Source organism: Gordonia sp. CPCC 206044 (genome assembly GCF_048537895.1).
Classification (GTDB): Bacteria; Actinomycetota; Actinomycetes; order Mycobacteriales; family Mycobacteriaceae; genus Gordonia.
The window spans coordinates 147,125-167,739 of the sequence record NZ_JBCLVL010000003.1; the positions used below are offsets into that span (position 1 = coordinate 147,125).

Below are 20,615 nucleotides of genomic sequence, written 5' to 3' on the forward strand. Positions count from 1 at the left end.
CGTCAGATCTTTTCGGTCCGCGTCAACCAGTGCATCACCGGCCAGCCGATGAAAACCGGCAGCCAGCAGGTCAGAACCCGGTAGAGGAGGACCGAAGGCACCGCCACCGCGGTCGGGACGCCGAATGCGGCGAGACCGCCGATCAGGGCGGCCTCCACCGCACCGACGCCACCCGGGGTGGGTGCGGCCGACGCGAGGGTTCCGCCCACCATCGTCACCACGGTGACCGAGATGAACGACGTGGTCCCGCCGAACGCGTTGACACTCGCCCACAGGGCGAGTGCTGCACCGAGAGTGGTTGCGGCGCAGCCGAGTGTGATGATCGCCAGGCGTCTCGGCTCGCGGGCCACCTGCCCCAGATCGGCCATGACCTCGAGCAGTCGTGGCCGCACTGCCGATCCCAGCCAGTGTCGCAGTCGCGGCACGAACACGAACAGGCCGACGGCGCCGAGTGCGATGCCCGCGATGAGGTAGAGGATCGTGGCCGACGGGACGAAGTGCGACAGATCGGCGGAAGCGCCTGCGAGCGTGGTGAACAGGATCAGCAACACCACGTGGACGATCACCTGCACGGCTTGCTGCAGGGCAACCGCGGTGGTGGCGCGCACCACGCCGAGCCCGCCCTTCTGCAGGAAGCGTGTGCTCAGTGCGAGACCGCCGACACCCGCCGGTGTGGTGGTGGCCGCGAAGGTGTTGGCGAACTGCATGACGGTCAGATCGCGGAAGCCGACGAGCCGGTCGGCGCAGGCCCACAGTGCCGCTGCAGCACCGACATACGTCAGCATCGACACGACCAGGCCGAGCAGCGCCCACGACCAGTCGGTGGTGCGCAGCTCGGTGAAGAAGGTCGGGATGTCGCTGATGAACGGGTAGGCGACGTAGACGAGTGCCACCAGCAAGACGAGTTGGATGATCTGGCTGCGGGTGAACCTGCTGATCGACTGCGAAGGGATCTGGTCGGCGCCGGTCGACGACTTCACCTCGTCACGGGCGGCGGTCAACGCGGACTTCGGGTCGGTCAGCGCATCCCGGATCCGTTTGGGCACGGCCGAGACGCTCAGACGTCGGGACGCGGTCAGCACGGTGTCGGTGCCGAAGACGTCGATGGCGGCGGCCACCGCGACCGGCGCGCCGTGTAGGTCGGTCGTCGTCGCCAGGAGTTGAGCTATGTCCGACTGCAATTGGGCGTCGGTCGCCCCGTACTCGGCGTATCCGAAGCCACCGAATCGGACAGGCTGCCCGTGATCGTCGGCATCGTGGCGCGTGAGTTCGACGGCGCGCAGGTCCCCGTGTGCGATGCCGTTCGCGTGCAACACGCCGAGCGCCGCCCAGACCTGTCCGACCACGGTGTCGTGGGCGGTGTCATCGATTGCCCGACCGCTGGTCGGCGTCCGGGCGTACATCGTCCACCCGCGGTCGAGCGCGGCCACGCTGATCGTTTCCGTGTTGGCCAGACCCAGATCGCCGACGGCGATCGCCATCAGGCCCCGGTGCTCGACGGTGCGGTGCACCGACAGATGAAGGGGCGCCGTCTCGTTCTTGCGCAGTCGAACCTTGCGCCAGAACTGCCGCAGCGCACCGCCGCTGCGCTGGTTGGGGCCGTACAGGTCGACCACGACATGGTCGGGGGCTGCCGCATCGGGTGGGGTGTGGTGTGCATCGTCGGATGGGGCATCGGGTGCGGTGTCGTCGGGGCGTGCGGAGGCGATGTCCGCACGCAGGGCGAGCGGTCCCGGCCCGGCGGGTCGCAGAACAGTGAACCCAGTGACGGTGATGCCGCGGCGCGCGAGTGCACGCACCGCGTCCTCGAGCGGCACCACCAGGGCCGGGGTGCCGGCCACCCACACCACGAGTGCGCCGACGAACCAGCCGGTCGACAGGCCGAGCACCGCGCGGGCGGGCACGACGGCGCTCACCAACAGATGGATCGGTACGAACGCCAGCAGCAGCACCCACCACCAGCGTCGCCATCGCGCGGGTAGCCACGGGCCCGAGACGGTCAGGACGGCCGCCAGCATGGCGATCCACCGCGGATCGTCGAGGAACTGCGACAACACCGAGTCGAGGCGATCGGTGGGGTCGAAATGCCAGCTCGGCGCGGCTATCCCGTTCTCGGTGATCGACAGGGCCAGCAGGCTGATCGCGGCGGCCGCGGCGTACGCCCACAGCATCCGCCACCGTCGGGCCGCCAGCAGACCGACCAGGATCACGAAGGGCAGCGCGAGAATCGCCACGCCGTACGCGAGATAGACGAGATTGGCCTGTGTCGGGGTCAGCACACTGACGATGTCGGAGATGGACCGCTCGAGTGCCACCCAGTCGTTGCGGGTGATGAGCGAACTCGTGACGACGACGGCGAGTACCACCGCGGCGACGATGACCCGGATGATGTCGTTGGTGCGTCGGGTCAACGGTTGCAGCACGCTGCCCGAAACGACGATCTCTCGTCCGTCGACGTGCATGCGTGTGAGGTTATCGTGTGGATCACCGGTCTCCCGGCAGCCATGCTGGCGAGCGTGGGCGGTCAGTCCGGTTTGCGGCGGAATCCGGCTCGCAGCGATTCCCGGTTCACGGCGGCGACGGCGTTGAGGTCGATGTCCGCCGGGCAGACCTCGGCGCATTCGCCGTAGGTGGAGCACGGACCGAAGTCTTGCTCCATCTGACCGGTGATGGCCCGGGCCCGTCGGCCCCGCTCCTGTTTGCCGTGCTCGAGTGCGGCCAGGTGGAGGAGCTTTGCGCCGGCGAACAGGTGCGCCGCCCCGTTGGGGCAGGCCGCGATGCACGCGCCGCATCCGATGCAGGCGGCATAGTCCAGGGCTGTCTCGCTGCGGTCATGGGGGATGAGTGTCGCATCGGCATCGCCGGCCTGCCCGGCGTCGACCGCCACGTGCCCACCGGCCTCGATCACCCGATCGAGCGCGGAGCGGTCCACCACCAGGTCACGTACGACCGGGAAAGCGCCGGCGCGCATGGGTTCGAGCCGCAGGTGCGTGGCGTCGGGAAAGTGCCGGAGATGTTGCCGACAGGACGGGGTGTTCGGCACGGGACCGTGCGGTCGGCCGTCCACCACGATGCCGCATGCGCCGCACACCCCCTCGCGACAGTCCGAGTCGAAGGCCACCGGATCCACATCCCGGGCCACCAATTGGTCGTTGAGTCGGTCGAGCACCTCGAGTAACGACATCTCCGGGGTGGCGTCCTCGACGACGTAGGTCTCGAATCGGCCCGCGGCGTCGTGGTTCTCCTGCCGCCAGGCCTCGATGGTGATCCTCATGGGTGGCCCTTCTCACCGGTAGTTGCGTGTCTGCAGGGGAACCGCACTGAACGACAACGGTTCTGCGTGCCGGATGGGGCGACCGTCCGCCGTGCTCTCCCACGCCGATGCGAAACACCAGGCCTCGTCGTCGCGCAGGGCCTCGCCGTCGGCGCTCTGGTGATCGATGCGGAAGTGGGCGCCGCACGACTCGTCGCGGTCCAATGCGTCGATGCACATCAGCTCGGCGAGTTCGAGGAAGTCCGCGACCCGCCCGGCCCGTTCGAGTTCCTGGTTGAGCGATCCCTCGGTGCCGGTGACCCGCAGGTCTGTCCAGAACTCCGCCGACAGCGCCCGGATCTCGTCGATCGCCGTGGTGAGCGAGGCGACGCTGCGGGACACCCCACAGCCGCGATAGAGGATCTGCCCGAGGCGTCGGTGAAAATGCTCGGGTCCCTGCTCACCGCCGATCGAGGTGAGGCGGGCGATGCGGGCCCGGACCTCCGCCGCGGCCTCGACGACCGCGGGATGATTCTGGGGTGCAAGGGGTTCGCCGAGATGGCCGGCCAGATAGTCGGGGACGGCATAGGGCAACGTGAACCAACCGTCCACACAAGCCGAGAGCAACGAGTTGGCTCCCAGACGGTTGGCGCCGTGGTAGCCCCAGCCAACCTCACCTCCGACGAAGAGTCCGGGGATCGAGGTCATCTGGTTGTAGTCGGACCACAGCCCGCCCATCGTGAAGTGCGCGGCGGGCGCGATGCGCATCGGCACCTCGTAGGGGTTCTCGCCGGTCGCATCGTGATACATCGAGAACAGATTGCCGTAACGCTCGGCGATGATCGGCTTACCCAGTCGCGTGAGCGCATCCGCGAAATCCAGGTACACGCTGTTGCGCAACGGGCCCACCCCGTGGCCATCCTCGATCTGTTCGCGGGCTGCGCGGGACGCGACATCGCGTGGGGTCAGGTTCCCGTAGGTGGGGTACTTGCGCTCGAGGTAGTAGTCGCGGTCCGCGTCGGGGATGTCCCCGGGGGCCCGGTCGTCACCCGCCTTGCGCGGCACCCAAATGCGTCCGTCGTTGCGCAGTGACTCGCTCATCAGCGTCGTCTTGGACTGCCACGGCGCGTTCACGGGCAGGGCGGTGGGATGGAACTGGATGAATGACGGCGAGGCCATCAGAGCACCCCGTCGATGGGCCCGCCATGACGCCGTGGCGTTGCAGTTGCGCGCCAACGTGGACTGGAAGAACACGGTGCCGTAGCCGCCGGTCGCCAACACCACCGCGTGTGCGGTCTGCGCCGCGATCTCACCGGTCACGAGATCTCGGGTGACGATGCCCTGCGCACGTCCGTCGGCCACGATGAGGTCGAGCATCTCCTGGCGGGTGTGCAGCGTGACCGTACCGGCGGCCACCTGCCGAAGCAGGGCCTGTGAGGTCGCCACCTGGAGCTGCTGACCGGTCTGACCCCGCGTGTAGTAGGTGCGCGACACCTGTACGCCGCCGAAGCTGCGGGTCGCCAGTGGTCCGCCGTACTCCCGTGCGAACGGCGCACCGATCGCGTTCAGATGGTCGATGACGCGGACGGATTCCTCCGCGAGCCGGAACGCGTCGGCCTCCCGCGCCCGGAAGTCGCCACCTTTGACGGTGTCGACCACGAACCGGTGGATCGAATCGTTGTCGACCTTGCGTGCCCGTGCGGCGTTGACACCGCCCTGGGCGGCGACGCTGTGCGCGCGTCGCGGCGCGTCGTGGAAGGTGAACGAGTGGACCTGATAGCCGAGTTCGCCGAGAGCTGCCGCGCAGCCCGCACCGGCCAGTCCCGTGCCAACAACGATGACGGTGAACTTGCGCCTATTGAGCGGGCCCACGACCCGGTAGGCGTCACGGCGGCGTCGCCACGCGGTGGCGGGATCGCCGTCCGGAGCGCCGGCGGACACGTCGGCGCCGAGCGTGCGCAGGGAGTCGAGGTTCACCGTGGGCGGCAGCGGGGCGTCGTGGTCGGAGGTTGCCATGTCAGCGCACCCACCCGGCGACGACGGTCAGCGGGATGCTGATGTTGCCGATCATCACGGCCGCGGCCACCACACCCGCGACCAGGGCACCCAGCCGGCGCCATCGTCGGCCGGTGACGCCGAGGTCGTTGACGACACTCCAGATGCCGTGCACCAGGTGCAGTCCGAGCAGGACCATGACGATCATGTAGAACGTGGCGACCGGCCAGCGCTCGAAGCTCTGCACGAGGTTGTGATAGGCGTGCGAACCGTCCTGGGTGGTGGCGATGAACTCGTCGCTCGCAGCCGGGCCGGTACCGGTGGTCAGGTCGAGGATGTGGAAGACGATGAAGATCAGCAGCACCAGCCCGGTGTAGGGCATGAGTACGGCGGGCCACCGTCGCCACCCCAGACCGGTGCGTCGGAACCGTCCCTTGGCCCGATGCGACCGCCCGATCAGCAGGAGCGAGGCGGCCAGGTGTGCGATCAGGCAGATCGACAGGACCGCCCGGAAGATCCACAGCATGCCCTCGTACGGGAGCAGGGGCTCCAGCAGCGTGCGCAGCCAGTGTGCGTAGGCGTCGAAGTGGTCGGCACCGGTGTAGACCTTGAGATTGCCGATCATGTGCACCAGCACATACAGGGCGAACACCGTGCCGGTCAGCGCCATGACGACCTTGAGGGTGACGTTCGAGATCCGGCGTGGTGCCGGTCGGGCAGACAGGGCCACGGATCGGGGAGTGGCGATCGGCTCGCCGGCGTGGTCGATCCCCGACTCGGAGTGGGGCGGGATGAGCGTGCTCATGCCAGACCTTCCCGTCGGCTCGGGGCTGGCGAGCCGGACCTCGGATCCCTGCGCTGAGCTTAGAGCGCGTCCGCGCTTGCCGCCGGGAACCCGACCATCGACATCGTCATGTGCGAAGCATCACTCACACGGGCCGGCGGGGTCGACGCCCACGTCTGCGCGGACGGATTTGAATCCCGCTCCGACCTGGTGCATACTTGTCGGGTTGCCTTGACCGGCGGACGTGGGTTCTCCTGCGGCCACGGCCAGGTGAATGACTCCCAGGCCCCGGATTCCGGGCCAGGGCGTGTAACGCGTGCGCTCGATACTGCGTACGGACACGACACGCCCGACCGCGGGTGCCGGAGCACAACGGGCTTTCCACCAAGGAGAGCCAACGTACAACGACAGATGAACAGCGTCGATCCCCGACTCTCACGCGGGTGGTCATGTGCCCAACGGCGTACAGTGCCGGCCCAGGTCACGCGGTGTTTGTCTGTCGAGAACAACTGACGGAAGAGGACACAGCGTGGCGGGACAGAAGATCCGCATCAGGCTCAAGGCCTATGACCACGAGGCGATCGACGCTTCGGCGCGCAAGATCGTGGAAACCGTGACCCGCACCGGGGCGCGCGTGGTCGGCCCGGTGCCGTTGCCCACCGAGAAGAACGTCTATTGCGTCATCCGTTCGCCGCACAAGTACAAGGACAGCCGCGAACACTTCGAGATGCGCACTCACAAACGACTCATCGACATCCTCGACCCGACGCCGAAGACGGTGGACGCGCTGATGCGCATCGACCTGCCGGCCAGCGTCGACGTCAACATTCAGTAGGCGGGGGGCGAGAGAGATATGAGCAACCAGAGTTCAACCAAAGGCATCCTGGGCACCAAGCTCGGCATGACCCAGGTCTTCGACGAGAACAACCGTGTCGTCCCGGTGACGGTCATCCAGGCCGGACCGAACGTCATCACCCAGCTCCGCACGGCTGAGCAGGACGGCTACACCGCCGTGCAGCTCGCCTACGGTGCGATCGACCCGCGCAAGGTCACCAAGCCGGTCGCCGGGCAGTACGCCAAGGCCGGGGTCACCCCGCGTCGCCACCTCGCCGAGATCCGCGTCGCGGACGTCTCGGAGCTCGAGATCGGCCAGGAACTGACCGCCGAGATCTTCGAGACCGGCACCAAGGTCGACGTGACGGGCACCTCCAAGGGCAAGGGCTTCGCCGGTGCCATGAAGCGTCACGGCTTCTCCGGTCTGGGCGCCAGCCACGGTGCGCACCGCGTGCACCGCGCACCCGGCTCGATCGGTGGCTGCGCCACCCCGGGTCGCGTGTTCAAGGGCATGCGCATGGCGGGTCGCATGGGTAACGACACCGTGACCACGCAGAACCTCACCGTTCACAAGGTGGACGCCGAGGCCGGTCTGCTGTTGATCAAGGGCGCGATCCCCGGCCGCAAGGGCGGCATCGTGGTGGTCCGCGACGCAGTGAAGGGTGGTGCGAAGTGAGCACCGATGCAGTCAAGTCCGAAACGAAGCTGACGCTGGACGTCAAGTCCGCCGACGGCAAGTCCACCGGCACGGTCGATCTGCCCGCAGAGCTGTTCGACGCGCCGGCCAACATCGCGCTGATGCACCAGGTCGTGGTGGCCCAGCAGGCCGCAGGCCGTCAGGGCACCCACGCGACCAAGACCCGCGGTCAGGTCAGCGGTGGCGGAGCCAAGCCGTACCGGCAGAAGGGCACCGGTCGCGCCCGCCAGGGTTCGACCCGTGCACCGCAGTTCGCCGGCGGTGGCACCGTCCACGGCCCGCAGCCGCGTGACTACAGCCAGCGCACGCCCAAGAAGATGAAGGCCGCCGCACTGCGTGGCGCCCTGTCGGACCGGGCACGCAACGAGCGCATCCACGTGATCACCGAGCTGGTTGCCGGGCAGACCCCGTCGACCAAGTCGGCTCGGGTGTTCCTCGAGAGCCTGAGCGATCGCCGCAAGTTCCTGGTGGTGCTCGGCCGTGAGGACGACACCGCGTGGAAGAGCGTCGCGAACCTGCAGAACGTCCTGCCGATCGCGCCGGATCAGCTCAACACCTACGACGTCCTCGACTCGGACGAGGTGGTGTTCAGCGTCGAGACGCTCAACGCGTTCATCGCGCAGAACACGAAGACTGCGACTGAGACGAAGTCTCCCGTCGCCGACGCAACAGAGGAGGCCTAGATATGGCTACGCAGGCTGACCCGCGTGACATCATCCTGGCGCCGGTCATCTCGGAGAAGTCCTACGGACTGATCGAGGACAACGTCTACACCTTCCTGGTGCACCCGGACTCGAACAAGACCGAGATCAAGATCGCGGTGGAGAAGATCTTCGACGTCACGGTCACCAGCGTCAACACGGCCAACCGTCAGGGCAAGCGCAAGCGCACCCGGTTCGGTTACGGCAAGCGCAAGGACACCAAGCGCGCGATCGTGACGCTGGCCGCAGACAGCAAGCCCATCGAGATCTTCGGGGGCCCGGTCGGCTGACCGGAGGCTCGAGAGTAGAGGGACTTTCAACTCATGGCTATTCGTAAATACAAGCCGACGACCCCGGGCCGTCGCGGTTCCAGTGGCGCGGACTTCGCGGAGGTCACCCGTGACCACCCGGAGAAGTCGCTCGTCCGTCCGCTGCACAGCAAGGGTGGACGTAATGCGCACGGTCGCATCACCACTCGTCACAAGGGTGGCGGCCACAAGCGTGCCTACCGTCTGATCGACTTCCGTCGTAACGACAAGGACGGCATCAACGCCAAGGTCGCGCACATCGAGTACGACCCGAACCGCACCGCGCGTATCGCGCTGCTGCACTTCGTGGACGGCGAGAAGCGCTACATCATCGCGCCCAAGGGACTCAAGCAGGGCGACGTGGTGGAGAGCGGTGCGACCGCCGACATCAAGCCGGGCAACAACCTGCCGCTGCGCAACATCCCGACCGGTACCCAGGTGCACGCCGTGGAGCTGCGTCCGGGTGGCGGCGCGAAGATGGCGCGCTCGGCCGGGGCCTCGATCCAGCTGCTGGGCAAGGAGGGCGCGTACGCGACCCTGCGTATGCCCTCGGGCGAGATCCGTCGCGTCGACGTGCGCTGCCGCGCCACCGTCGGCGAGGTCGGCAACGCCGAGCAGTCGAACATCAACTGGGGCAAGGCCGGCCGTATGCGCTGGAAGGGTAAGCGCCCGACCGTCCGCGGTGTCGTGATGAACCCGGTCGACCACCCGCATGGTGGTGGCGAGGGCAAGACCTCGGGTGGTCGCCACCCGGTCAGCCCGTGGGGTCAGCCGGAAGGCCGCACCCGCAAGAACAAGGCAAGCGATGCACTGATCGTTCGCCGCCGTCGCACCGGCAAGAACAAGCGATAAGAACAGGAGGAGGTAAGAGAATGCCACGTAGCCTCAAGAAGGGCCCGTTCGTCGACGACCATCTCCTGAAGAAGGTGGACGTGCAGAACGAGAAGGGCACCAAGCAGGTCATCAAGACCTGGTCACGCCGCTCGACCATCATTCCCGACTTCATCGGACACACCTTTGCGGTGCACGACGGCCGCAAGCACGTGCCGGTGTTCGTGTCGGACAACATGGTCGGCCACAAGCTGGGCGAGTTCGCCCCCACCCGCACCTTCAAGGGTCACATCAAGGATGACCGGAAAGCGAAGCGTCGGTAATGACTACGAAGACTGAGAACCCGACCGCCAAGGCGACGGCTCGCTTCGTGCGTGTCACGCCGATGAAGGCGCGCCGTGTGATCGACCTGATCCGCGGCAAGAACGTGGACGAGGCTCTGGACATCCTGCGGTTCGCCCCGCAGTCGGCGTCCGAGCCGGTCTACAAGGTGCTTGCCAGCGCCGTCGCGAATGCGGAGAACAACCTGGATCTGGATCGCCGGACCCTGGTCGTCGCCACCGCGTTCGCCGACGAAGGCCCGACGCTCAAGCGGTTCCAGCCGCGTGCACAGGGTCGTGCGTTCCGCATCCGCAAGCGCACCAGCCACATCACCGTCGTCGTCGAGAGCCTTCCCGAGAAGGCCACCGCCGGCCGCGGCCGGTCGCGTCAGCCGAAGAAGGGAGCCCAGTAGTGGGTCAGAAAATCAACCCGCACGGCTTCCGTCTGGGCATCACCACGGACTGGAGTTCGCGGTGGTACGCCGACAAGCAGTACGCGGAGTACGTGAAAGAGGATGTCGCCATCCGCAAGCTCCTGTCCACGGGACTCGAGCGCGCCGGCATCGCCAAGGTGGAGATCGAGCGCACCCGTGACCGGGTTCGCGTCGACATCCACACCGCGCGTCCGGGCATCGTCATCGGTCGCCGCGGCGCCGAGGCCGACCGGATCCGTGGCGATCTGGAGAAGCTGACCGGCAAGCAGGTGCAGCTGAACATCCTCGAGGTGAAGAACTCGGAGTCCGAGGCACAGCTCGTGGCCCAGGGCGTCGCCGAGCAGCTGAGCAACCGTGTGGCGTTCCGCCGTGCGATGCGCAAGGCCATCCAGTCGGCGATGCGTCAGCCGAACGTGAAGGGCATCCGGGTCCAGTGCTCGGGTCGTCTGGGCGGCGCAGAGATGAGCCGCAGTGAGTTCTACCGCGAAGGTCGCGTGCCGCTGCACACGCTGCGCGCCGACATCGACTACGGACTCTACGAAGCCAAGACCACCTTCGGCCGGATCGGTGTGAAGGTGTGGATCTACAAGGGTGACATCGTCGGTGGCAAGCGTGAGTTGGCAGCAGCCGCTCCGGCCGCCGAGGACCGTCGTCCGCGCCGTCCCAGCCGGCCCCGCCGCAGCGGTTCCTCGGGAACCACTGCCACGAGCACCGAAGCGGGTCGCGCCGCCGATGCTCCGGCCGAGGCCACCGCTGGTGCGGGAGCAGAGAAGCAGGAGGGCTAGCCCATGTTGATCCCACGTCGGGTCAAGCACCGCAAGCAGCACCACCCCAGCCTGAAGGGCCAGGCCAAGGGCGGCACCAAGGTGACCTTCGGTGACTACGGCATCCAGGCACTGGAAGGCGCGTACATCACCAACCGTCAGATCGAGTCCGCTCGTATCGCCATCAACCGGCACATCAAGCGTGGCGGCAAGGTGTGGATCAACATCTTCCCGGACCGTCCGCTGACCAAGAAGCCTGCCGAGACCCGCATGGGTTCCGGTAAGGGTTCGCCGGAATGGTGGGTCGCCCCGGTCAAGCCGGGTCGTGTGCTGTTCGAGATGACCTACCCCAATGAGGAGATCGCTCGCGAGGCCCTGCGTCGCGCGCAGCACAAGCTCCCGATCAAGACCCGCATCGTGACCAGAGAGGAGCAGTTCTGATGGCACTCGGAGTGGCAGCGAACGAGCTGCGTGAGCTCAGTGACACCGATCTGGTCGATCGTCTGCGCGAGTCGAAGGAAGAGCTGTTCAACCTTCGTTTCCAGATGGCCACCGGCCAGCTCGACAACAACCGCCGCCTGCGGACCGTGCGTCGCGAGATCGCCCGGATCTACACCGTGATGCGCGAGCGTGAGCTGGGTCTGGCGTCGGGACCGGAGGGCGATGACGCATGAGTGAGGACCAGAAAGTGACCCAGACGCAAACGCGTAACAGCCGCAAGGAGCGGATCGGTTACGTGGTCAGCGACAAGATGCAGAAGACCATCGTGGTCGAGCTGGAAGATCGTAAGAGCCACCCGCTCTACGGCAAGATCATCCGCACCACGAGCAAGGTCAAGGCACACGACGAGAACGAGTCCGCCGGAATCGGCGACCGGGTGCGGATCATGGAGACCCGCCCCACCTCGGCCACCAAGCGGTGGCGCCTCGTCGAGGTGCTGGAGAAGGCCAAGTAGGTCGTTCTCCGCGAGATGTGCCAGAAGCGGCCCGTCCCCTGAGGGGGCGGGCCGCTTTTGTGCGTCCGGCGGGCCGGAATCGTCGGCACGGCCGGTATCCATGCGGTAGAGATGCACTCGTGAGCTCCTCCGCCGAGTCGCGGCCCGGACGACAGTTGCCGCCGTCGCCGCTCATCTACGAGATCAACACCTGGCCGTGGCTGGCCGCGTTGTCGGCCGAGCACGGCCGGACGGTCGATCTGGCCGGCGTCCCGGACGAACAGTGGGATGCGATCGCCGGATACGGATTCGATGCGGTCTGGCTGATGGGGGTGTGGCGGCGCAGCCCGACCGGGATCGCGATCGCTCGCGCGGACGCCCCGCTGATGGAGTCCTTCGCCCGGGCCCTACCGGACCTGACCGACGACGACGTTGTCGGTTCGCCGTACGCGGTCCACGAGTACGTCGTCGACGACCATCTCGGTGGTCGCGAGGGGCTGGCGCGCGCCCGGGAGGCGTTGTCGAGTCGCGGTATCGCGTTGCTGCTGGATTTCGTCCCGAATCATGTCGCCGTCGACCACCCGTGGACGACGGCTCATCCGGAGTGGTTCGTCTCCGGCACCGACGACGACCTGGCACACCGTCCGGAATCGTTCGTGCCGGTGGGCGAGGCGGTACTGGCCAACGGTCGAGACCCGTACTTCCCGGCGTGGCGCGACGTGGTGCAGGTGAACGCCTTCTCCCCGGGCCTGCGCGCACAGATCGTCGAGACCCTCCGGTCTATCGCGGCCCATTGTGACGGCGTTCGCTGCGACATGGCGATGCTCGTCATGAACGACGTGTTCGCGGCCACCTGGGGCGAGCGTGTGGGACCGGCCCCCGACGACGAGTTCTGGCCGATGATGATCGAGGCGGTCCGCGCCGATCACCCGGGATTCTGTTTCGTCGCGGAAGCCTATTGGAGCACCGGGACCGCACTGGCAGCGCAGGGTTTCGATCACTGCTACGACAAGGCTCTCTACGACACGCTGCGTCACGACCCGCCGCGGCTGTGGCCGACGCTCGCCGCGGATTCCGCCGCACAGTCGTCGACGTTGCGGTTCATCGAGAACCACGACGAGGATCGGGCCGCGTCGGCGTTCGGTCAACGAGACCGACAGGCGGCGGTGGCCACCTTCACCCAGCCCGGTGCCCGACTGATCCACCAGGGCCAGATCGAGGGCAGGCGGACGCGACTGCCGGTGCAGCTCGGACGGTTTCCCGACGAGCCGGTCGACACCGACCGCGCCGTCTTCTATCGCGCGTTCCTCGAGGTGCTGCGCGACGACACGTTTCGGGCCGGATCGTGGCGGCTGTGTGAGGTGCGCGGCTCGTCGGATGCGGTGGTGGCGTGGGCTCGCACCGGCGCCGGGCGGTGGATCGTCGCGGTCAATCTCGGGGACCGGACTGCCTCGGCACGGGTGCTGCCCGGTTGGGACGGTGCCGACGCGCCGTCGACCGCCGAGATCGCGGTGTGCCTCGACAACCCGCTGTCCGGGGAGACGGTGCGTACCGCGTCGGACGGGGCGGTCGAGGTGTCGCTCGTCGGTTGGGGATGGCAGCTCTACCGGCTGCGCTGAGCGGACACCGGGATGGCCGGTTCGCGCCGCAGGGACCCGGGCGGGCACGATGAGCGGCGAACCGTCGCGTTCGCCCGGCGCGGTTCACCGATGATCGACGGGCGGCGACGGAGATGAACGGTGACCCAGGACGCGTCGACAGCGGTGGAGGGATCGTCGTCGTGGCAGTGGATCCGTCGGATCTCGGCACAGGTCGCCGGCCCCCGGGACGACTCCGACGTCGAGCGGATCCGTCGGATCGGCACCCGCTATCTGGGGTGTGGACTGATCACGTTCACCGTCGGCCTGCTGCCGTTGATCGCCGCGCGCGCCGAGGTCACCGCGCCGTGGTGGCCGCCGCTGAGCGTGCTGCTGGTGGCCGGCCCGGCACTCGCGCTGATCGTGACGTCGTATCGCCCGCGGATGACGCACCTGGGGGCGGTCGCCTGGTCGAGCACGCTGGGATTCCTGGCCGCGCTCGGTCTCTGGTTCCTCGCGTTCAACGGTGACACCGCCGACGACGGCGCGCGATGGAGTGTGTGGCTTGTCCAGTTCCCCGGGATCCCGGGCCTGATGTTCGCCCTGATCGGGTCGGCCCCGATGGCATTGGGGTATGTCGTGGTCGCTACGGTGGCCGCGCGCAGCGCCAACGAGTTGGGCCTTTACGGGCAGGTGGGGGTGGACACCTACCTCGGCTGCCTGCTGAACATCGCCCTGATGTGCGTCTTCATCGCGATCGCGGCGGTTGCGGTGCGGACGGCGCAGGTCCTCGACGAATCGCGCACCGCGGCCATGGGGGCGGCCGCGGCGTCCGCGGCACCCATCGCCGAACAGGCCGAGCGTGCACGCTTCGCGACGCTGATCCACGACAGGGTGATCGCCATCCTGCTGGCCATCGACGTCGGACGGCCGCCGCCGCGTCTGAGCGCGCATGCGCGCGCCGCCCTCGAGGAACTCGATCACCGTGACGACCAGGTCGCCTGCGACACGCTCGTCGGTGTCGAGGACGCGTCGCAACGACTGCGTTCGGCGGTGGCCGACCTCGACACCGACGTGGAGGTCGACATCACGGTCGAGGGCGCAGATGCCGGGTATCCGATCGCGGTGGTGGCCGCCGTCGTCGACGCGATCGGCGAGGCGATCCGCAACTTCCGCAGGCATGCCGGGGCCGGGTCGTCGTGCGTGGTGGTCGGCAACCTCGGCGAGGCACGCATGGTCGTCGCGGTCGTCGACGACGGGCGAGGCTTCGAGCCGGCCCAGGTACCGCCGGAACGCCTCGGTGTGGCCGGGGGAATCCGTCGTCGGATGACCGAGCTGTCCGGTGGCAGTGCGGAGATCCGCAGCGAACCGGGCCGGGGTACGACGGTCGTGTTGCGTTGGGATCGTGATGACCGCGCGTGAACCGTCGTCGACGACCCTCGACATCGACGATCTGTTCGGGCTGAGGTCGCGCCCCGTCACGGGTGCGGTCATCGTGCTCGGGGTGATGTACGTGGTCGTCACCGTCGGTTCGGGCCTCGACATCGACTCGGTCCTGAGCTGGGTGGGATTGACCGTGGCGTTCGGGATCCTGGCCGTCGACGTGGTCGCCATGACGCGGATCCCCGGGCATCGCCTGCCCTACCCGGCAGGTGTGCTCGGGGTGGTGCTCATGGTGGCCGGCACGGCGTTGGCGCTGTGGTCGTTGCCGATGGACACGTTCGAGCCGGCACAGGTGTCGCCGTCTGCGGTGACGGGCATCGTGGTGCTCGCGTTGCTCGCGGTGCGCGGGCGTCTCGGTCCGGCCTGGACGGGCGCGGTTGCGCTGACCCTGTCCGCGGGCATCTGGGGCGCAGGCCGTGGACTGGGGTTCGCGACCGGCGCGGGCTATACCACCTGGGTGTATCCGGTGATGATCTTCGCGACCCTCTTCGCGGTCATGCTGCGCCCGATGGCGCGCAGCATCGTCATCCTGCGGACGCGCGCGGTGCGGTTCGCCGCCGACGATGCCGCGGCCCTCGCGGTCGCCGAGGAACGCGATCGACAACTCGCTCAGCTCGAACGACGTGCCCGACCGCTCCTCGAACAGGTGGCCGGGGGACACGAGTTCAGCGCGGCCGAGGTGGCCCGGGCCCGTTTGGTCGAGGCCGAACTGCGCGACGGCATTCGGGCGCCGTCGTGGGGAGCCGCCCGGGTGCGTGACGCGGTCTGGCAGGCGCGCGAACGCGGGATCAACGTGGTGCTGCTCGACGACGGGACCACACCGCTCGCCCCTGCCGTGCAGAGCATGCTCGACGACACGCTCGTCGCCGAACTCGACGGCCTCGACGATGGCCGGGTCACCGCCCGGGTGCTACCGCAGGGGCGGGCGATCCGGGCCACGGTGGTGGTGAACTCGGGTGGGGTGACCCGTCGCCACGATTTCACCGACCACGGTCGCGACGCCGCAGAACACGACGGCGCAGAACACGTCGGCGCAGAACACGTCGCGGCCGGTCCCGATCGGGCGGTGGGCGATCGGGCAGGGGTGGTGGGCGACGCGTCGATCAACCGGCCGGATCGACCACCGGGCCGTCCGCCGACCACGGGAAGTTGATCCACTTGTCGGTGGTCCGCCAGCAGTAGTCCGGCACGGTGACCGTGTGCGGTTTCGTGTACAGCACGGCGTTGCGGACCTCGGCGACCCGGCCCTGCTGCTGGCAGTAGTCGTTCACCAGGGCCAGCGTCTTGCCGGAATCGGCGACGTCGTCGACCACCAACACGGTCTGGTCGGTGAGCCCGCTGCTCTCCAGCAGCGACGGCAGCAGCACCGGCTCGGCGAGGGTCTCGCCGACGCCGGTGTAGAACTCGACGTTCAGGGAGATGAGCAGTTTGCAGTCGAGCGCGTAGGCCAGCGCGCCGGCCGGGATGAGTCCGCCGCGGGCTATCCCGAGGATGATGTCGGGGACGAACCCGTCGTCGGCGACGCGCTGCGCGAGTTCGCGACAGGCCTGGCCGTTGAGCTCCCAGGTGAGGATCTCCCGATCGGGGGATGCGATGTCCATGGGTCAACTCTGCCAAGCGCGCGTCGTATCGGGTGTCGCGACCCGTCAGCGGTTCGTGGCCGCGCGCCGGTATCCGCGCAACGCGGGCCAGGTGAAGACGACCAGCAGCGCCACCGCCCAGATGACGACCTTGACGAGGTTCTCGGTGATCGGTCCGCCGGTCGCCAGCGACCGCATCACCTCGATCGCCGGCGTCATCGGCTGATTGGTGACGATCGGCTGAAGCCACTGTGGGTACGCCTCGATCGGGCTGAAGCCGGAGTTGAAGAACATCATCACACTGGCCAGCAGCGAGATCATCGGCACGATCGGTCCACCGGGACGTGCGTTGACGGCCAGCGCCAACACCGCCATCGAGAACGACATCCCGTAGAGCAGCGCGACCCCGACGATGCCGATCGCGGCGCCCACACCCTGCGTGAACCGGAATCCGATGGCCAGACCGGCGATCAGCAACACGATCGTCGCCACCAGGATGCGTACCAATTCGGCGATGATGCGTGCGCTCAGGTCGGCAGCTCGGTGGATCGGCAGTACATACAGGCGGGCCAGCAGGCCGGTGCCACGCTCCCGGTTGAGTCGGACGGCAGCGGCCATGGAACCGAACATCGCGCCGACGAGGATCACCAGCGGTACCGTCCCGAACGCGGAGTCCTGACCGGTCGTCTCGCTGACCACGTCCCCGAGGACGACGGTGAACATGATCATCGTGAGCGCCGGGAACAGCAGGCTCTGGGCCAGCGTCGTGTAGTCGCGGACCCAGACCGACAGTTGGCGACCGGCCAGGATGACGGTGTGTGCGAGCCAGGCGGCCACGGAACTCTCCCGCGGTCCGGCCGCCACCGGGGCGTCGGGCAGGGTCGGGTGCTCGTCGTCGGTGTGCGGTTCGGCGGCGCGATGTGCAGCGGTCATCCGCGAGCCCGCCGTTCGGCCCAGTACAGCAAACCGGCGGCGAACACGGCCAGGCCCGCACACCAGTAGACGGTCGGCGCGACGACGGTCCAGGTGGCGCTGCCGTCGTTGAAGGCGCGCATCGCATCGGAGAACTGCGAGACCGGCTGGTTGCGTGCGAACGGCGCGATCCAGTCGGGGAATCTCTCGGCGGGAACGAAACCGGTGGACAGCATGCCGAGGATGAGGACCGGCAGGCTGATCATCTGGCTCACCGACTCCGGGCTCCGGGCCAGCAGACCGGCCGCGTCGGCGACGACCGCGACCAGCATGCCGACCACGAGCACCACCACGTACAGGCCGATCGTGCCGAGCACACCGCCGTGGGGGCGCCAGCCGATCAGCAGACTCGCGATGGTGGCGAAGATCAGCGAGATCACCAGGAGGACGGCGTTGGCCGTGCCGCGCGCCGCCATCGGCACCGCCGGATGGATCGGCATGGCACGGAAACGCACATTGATACCCCGCAGTCCGTCGGCCGACGATCGCATCGCCGACGCGGAGGCCACGAATCCGACGGATTGCAGCGCGATGATCGGCATCAGGTATTGCGCGTAGTCCATGCCCCCGGCGTCCATCATCGAGCGCAGCGGGAGATAGAAGCACACCGCCAGGAACGCGGGCGCCATGATCGCGAAGACGAACTCGCCGCTGCTGATGATGCCGGCGACCCCGCGCCCGGCCAGCGTCCACCACTGACGCATGGCGCTGATCCGCGGTGCGGTCAGCGCCGTGTCGTCGATCAATGCGTTCGTGCTCACGTGGCCCGCACGGTCGTCGTCTCGATGTCACGCGTGTGGTCGGCGCGGCGACCGGGATCGGTGAGCGTGAGGAACACCTCGTCGAGGGTGGGCCGTCGCAGCGCCACATCCGCGAGGCGGATGCCCGCCCGGCTGGTGCGGTGCACGATCGCCACGAGGGTGTCGGCATCGTCGGGTGCCGGCACGGTCACCGACTCGGCACGCTGCGGGTCGGTGGTGTCCGCGGTCTCGGCACCGAGGTCGGCGAGCACCGATCGGGTCGCCGCGATCTCGTCCGGGTCGGCAGGTGTCACCTCGTAGAAGGCCGCGCCGATGCGGTCCTTGAGTTCGTCGGGAGTGCCCGCCGCGATCACCCGGCCCTGGTCGATGACCACGATCTGGTCGGCGAGTGCGTCGGCCTCCTCGAGGTACTGGGTGGTCAGCACGATGGTGACCCCGGCCTCGCGCAGCCGGTGGACCAGCTGCCACACCTCCTGACGGCTGCGGGGGTCGAGGCCGGTGGTCGGTTCGTCGAGGAACACCACCTCCGGCCGGGTGACCAGTCCGCAGGCGATGTCGATGCGTCGACGCATGCCGCCGGAGTATTCACGGACGCGCCGCTGTGCGGCGTCGGTCAGACCGAAGTCGGCGAGCAGTGCGTCGGCGCGCACCTCGGCGGCAGCCTTGGTCAGACCGAGCAGACGGCCGAACAGGATGAGATTGGCACGTCCGGTCAGCGATTCGTCGAGGGCGGCGAACTGCCCGGTCAGCATGATCGACCGCCGCACCGCGGCCGGGTCGCCGACGATGTCGTGCCCGGCGACCGTGGCGGTGCCGCCGTCCGGGGACAGCAGGGTGCAGAGCATGTTCACCGTCGTCGTCTTGCCTGCCCCGTTGGGGCCGAGCAGACCGAGGATGGTGCCTTTCTCGACCGTGAATCCCACATCTGCGACCGCGACGTCCTCGCCGAATCGTTTCTGCAATCCGACCGCGCGAACGGCGGGCTCGGGAGCGACCCGAGCGTCCCGAAGCGAGTCCTGCCGGGCCGAGTCCTGCTGGGCAGAATCCTGCTGGGCCGGGGGCTGTCGGGCCGGTTCCTGCCGCGTCACGGCCTCGCGGACCGGGGACTGTCGAGATGGTTGCCGCCCGGTCGGGGCGGCGGAGTTCGGGGCGGCGGCGTTCGGTGCGACGGGAGCCCGGGGCCCGGTGGCGGGAGCCGGGCCGGGCGACCGCGTGCCTGCCGCGGGCCGCGCGCCCGTCGGCCGGTTCGGGACGCCTGGCGGCTGGTCGGCCGGGAACTGGTGAGTCGGGGGCTGGCGAGTCGGCGGCCGGGCCGGGGCGACCGGCGGTTGGCCGGCCGGGGGCCGAACTGGCGCGACCGGACGCGACGCGGCGGAGGGCGGAGGAACAGGGGGCGGGGGAGCGGAGGGCCGGGGTCCAGCGGACCGGGGTGCAGCCGACCGGGGTGCAGCGGGCCGAGGTTCAGCGGGCCGGGGACCCGGTGACCGTGGATTCGGTGGTTGTGGATTCCGGGGCTGTGGAACAGAGGGCACGGCATCCGCGGACAGGGGATCCGAGGGCCGGGGACCCGGGGGCAGAGGACCCGAAGACAGGGTCGGGGAGACCCGACCCGGGTCGAGCGGTGACCGTGGCCCCGGAGGCCGACCAGCGGTGGCCGGAGGCGGGTCGGCCGCAGGCCCCGGAACCGGCGCGTCCGGAACCGGGACGTCCGGACTCGGCGCGTCCGGAACCGAGTCGGCCGGGTGTCGAGCCCGAGGCGGGGCGGGAGCGGCCGGAGGTGAGGCGACGATCACACGTCCGACCCGATCTGGGTCATCGGCGCGGTGACGTCCTCCGGACATTCGGGCTCCTCCTGGCGATCGACGATGGGGGGCGTACCGGGGCCCTCTGGGCCCAACATACGGCCCCACATCGATACACGGCGACCTGACGTGGCACTGACAGCCGACGTACAGGTTTGCGCCATATGGTGCATTTCATGACGAGTGGGCAGGCGATTCGCGTGACGACTGTCACTGACGACGGTCACCGACTCGGATGGGCCACGACGGGCGTCGTGGCGCCGGGTAGACCGTTCGATCGACCGGATGAACCAGCCCCTGTGTCGATTACCGGTTCGCGGACCGATTTCGTTACGGTGCGATGTCGGAATCGGACGTCCCGGGCATGTAACGAACCGGTGGCGCGGATCGAATAACGACTTACGTGAGTTCGTGACGGTTAGTTGCAGGTACTAAGCAGCCGGCGGACGCGGACCACGCGATCGGGGGATCGAAAGTCGGGGGAGGGTCGTCGGCGTACAGCCACGTCGGCGATGACGGATCAAGAACGAGACGTAGATGTGTCGGTCGATGCCGCATTCGTTATCTCGGGTGCGGTCGGTGCATGTCACCGCCAGACCGGCCGAACCGAACGAGAGCGAGTGGA

At 68.3% G+C, this 20,615-nt stretch carries 22 protein-coding genes; 14 read left to right on the top strand and 8 right to left on the bottom strand.

Annotated features, from left to right (window positions below; all coding sequences use genetic code 11):
* Positions 1 to 2: 2 nt before the first annotated feature.
* The 4 genes from AAFP35_RS05650 to AAFP35_RS05665 form a co-directional block, all read right to left on the bottom strand.
* A complete protein-coding gene (locus tag AAFP35_RS05650; RefSeq protein ID WP_419220581.1) occupies positions 3 to 2,462 on the bottom strand; it encodes a lysylphosphatidylglycerol synthase transmembrane domain-containing protein in 2,460 nt (819 codons plus the stop codon).
* 62 nt (positions 2,463 to 2,524) lie between these two features.
* Positions 2,525 to 3,274: a succinate dehydrogenase/fumarate reductase iron-sulfur subunit gene (locus tag AAFP35_RS05655; protein WP_419220582.1), complete on the bottom strand. Its 750-nt coding sequence runs from the start codon at positions 3,272 to 3,274 to the stop codon at positions 2,525 to 2,527.
* Positions 3,275 to 3,286: 12 nt separating this feature from the next.
* Entirely contained in the window at positions 3,287 to 5,269 is a 1,983-nt protein-coding gene (locus tag AAFP35_RS05660; RefSeq protein ID WP_419220583.1) for a fumarate reductase/succinate dehydrogenase flavoprotein subunit, read from the bottom strand.
* Position 5,270: 1 nt separating this feature from the next.
* Positions 5,271 to 6,053: a succinate dehydrogenase cytochrome b subunit gene (locus tag AAFP35_RS05665; RefSeq protein WP_419220584.1), complete on the bottom strand. Its 783-nt coding sequence runs from the start codon at positions 6,051 to 6,053 to the stop codon at positions 5,271 to 5,273.
* 508 nt (positions 6,054 to 6,561) lie between these two features.
* On the opposite strand from AAFP35_RS05665, the gene rpsJ reads away from it, so the two are divergent.
* The 14 genes from rpsJ to AAFP35_RS05735 all read left to right on the top strand — a co-directional run bounded on the left by rpsJ (position 6,562) and on the right by AAFP35_RS05735 (position 16,028).
* On the top strand, positions 6,562 to 6,867 hold the full coding sequence (gene rpsJ, locus AAFP35_RS05670; RefSeq protein ID WP_003938093.1) for a 30S ribosomal protein S10: 306 nt from the start codon (positions 6,562 to 6,564) through the stop codon (positions 6,865 to 6,867).
* A gap of 18 nt (positions 6,868 to 6,885) precedes the next feature.
* The gene (gene rplC, locus AAFP35_RS05675; protein WP_419220585.1) at positions 6,886 to 7,542 is read left to right on the top strand and encodes a 50S ribosomal protein L3; all 657 of its coding nucleotides are present in this window, start codon (positions 6,886 to 6,888) and stop codon (positions 7,540 to 7,542) included.
* The gene (rplD, locus tag AAFP35_RS05680) at positions 7,539 to 8,246 is read left to right on the top strand and encodes a 50S ribosomal protein L4 (protein ID WP_419220586.1); all 708 of its coding nucleotides are present in this window, start codon (positions 7,539 to 7,541) and stop codon (positions 8,244 to 8,246) included. Before rplC ends, rplD begins: the two co-directional genes overlap by 4 nt.
* A 2-nt stretch (positions 8,247 to 8,248) precedes the next feature.
* Entirely contained in the window at positions 8,249 to 8,554 is a 306-nt protein-coding gene (rplW, locus tag AAFP35_RS05685; RefSeq protein ID WP_419220587.1) for a 50S ribosomal protein L23, read from the top strand.
* A 33-nt stretch (positions 8,555 to 8,587) separates the two neighbouring features.
* Positions 8,588 to 9,424 (top strand): 50S ribosomal protein L2, encoded by an 837-nt coding sequence (rplB, locus tag AAFP35_RS05690; protein WP_419220588.1) that lies wholly within the window; start codon positions 8,588 to 8,590, stop codon positions 9,422 to 9,424.
* A 20-nt stretch (positions 9,425 to 9,444) separates the two neighbouring features.
* Entirely contained in the window at positions 9,445 to 9,726 is a 282-nt protein-coding gene (gene rpsS / locus AAFP35_RS05695; RefSeq protein ID WP_006332376.1) for a 30S ribosomal protein S19, read from the top strand.
* Entirely contained in the window at positions 9,726 to 10,136 is a 411-nt protein-coding gene (rplV, locus tag AAFP35_RS05700; RefSeq protein ID WP_286318639.1) for a 50S ribosomal protein L22, read from the top strand. Before rpsS ends, rplV begins: the two co-directional genes overlap by 1 nt.
* Positions 10,136 to 10,942 (top strand): 30S ribosomal protein S3, encoded by an 807-nt coding sequence (rpsC, locus tag AAFP35_RS05705; RefSeq protein ID WP_419220589.1) that lies wholly within the window; start codon positions 10,136 to 10,138, stop codon positions 10,940 to 10,942. The genes rplV and rpsC overlap by 1 nt, the downstream gene beginning before the upstream one ends.
* A gap of 3 nt (positions 10,943 to 10,945) precedes the next feature.
* Positions 10,946 to 11,362: a 50S ribosomal protein L16 gene (gene rplP / locus AAFP35_RS05710; protein ID WP_004020548.1), complete on the top strand. Its 417-nt coding sequence runs from the start codon at positions 10,946 to 10,948 to the stop codon at positions 11,360 to 11,362.
* Positions 11,362 to 11,595: a 50S ribosomal protein L29 gene (gene rpmC / locus AAFP35_RS05715; RefSeq protein ID WP_330432749.1), complete on the top strand. Its 234-nt coding sequence runs from the start codon at positions 11,362 to 11,364 to the stop codon at positions 11,593 to 11,595. Before rplP ends, rpmC begins: the two co-directional genes overlap by 1 nt.
* Entirely contained in the window at positions 11,592 to 11,876 is a 285-nt protein-coding gene (gene rpsQ, locus AAFP35_RS05720; protein ID WP_419220590.1) for a 30S ribosomal protein S17, read from the top strand. Before rpmC ends, rpsQ begins: the two co-directional genes overlap by 4 nt.
* A 119-nt stretch (positions 11,877 to 11,995) precedes the next feature.
* Entirely contained in the window at positions 11,996 to 13,474 is a 1,479-nt protein-coding gene (locus AAFP35_RS05725) for an alpha-amylase family glycosyl hydrolase (RefSeq protein ID WP_419220591.1), read from the top strand.
* A 120-nt stretch (positions 13,475 to 13,594) separates the two neighbouring features.
* Positions 13,595 to 14,854 (top strand): sensor histidine kinase, encoded by a 1,260-nt coding sequence (locus AAFP35_RS05730; protein WP_419220592.1) that lies wholly within the window; start codon positions 13,595 to 13,597, stop codon positions 14,852 to 14,854.
* Positions 14,841 to 16,028 (top strand): hypothetical protein, encoded by a 1,188-nt coding sequence (locus tag AAFP35_RS05735; RefSeq protein WP_419220593.1) that lies wholly within the window; start codon positions 14,841 to 14,843, stop codon positions 16,026 to 16,028. Before AAFP35_RS05730 ends, AAFP35_RS05735 begins: the two co-directional genes overlap by 14 nt.
* On the opposite strand, the gene AAFP35_RS05740 is transcribed toward AAFP35_RS05735, so the two are convergent.
* From AAFP35_RS05740 to AAFP35_RS05755, 4 genes are read right to left on the bottom strand one after another with little or no spacing between them, the layout of a single operon-like run.
* Positions 15,979 to 16,476 (bottom strand): phosphoribosyltransferase, encoded by a 498-nt coding sequence (locus AAFP35_RS05740; protein ID WP_419220594.1) that lies wholly within the window; start codon positions 16,474 to 16,476, stop codon positions 15,979 to 15,981. The genes AAFP35_RS05735 and AAFP35_RS05740 overlap by 50 nt on opposite strands.
* Positions 16,477 to 16,521: 45 nt before the next feature.
* Complete coding sequence (locus tag AAFP35_RS05745) at positions 16,522 to 17,388, bottom strand: ABC transporter permease (protein WP_419220595.1); 867 nt, start codon at positions 17,386 to 17,388, stop codon at positions 16,522 to 16,524.
* Positions 17,385 to 18,188: an ABC transporter permease gene (locus tag AAFP35_RS05750; protein ID WP_419220596.1), complete on the bottom strand. Its 804-nt coding sequence runs from the start codon at positions 18,186 to 18,188 to the stop codon at positions 17,385 to 17,387. Before AAFP35_RS05750 ends, AAFP35_RS05745 begins: the two co-directional genes overlap by 4 nt.
* Positions 18,185 to 19,276, bottom strand: coding sequence for an ATP-binding cassette domain-containing protein (locus AAFP35_RS05755; protein WP_419220597.1), 1,092 nt, complete (start codon positions 19,274 to 19,276; stop codon positions 18,185 to 18,187). Before AAFP35_RS05755 ends, AAFP35_RS05750 begins: the two co-directional genes overlap by 4 nt.
* Positions 19,277 to 20,615: the final 1,339 nt, after the last annotated feature.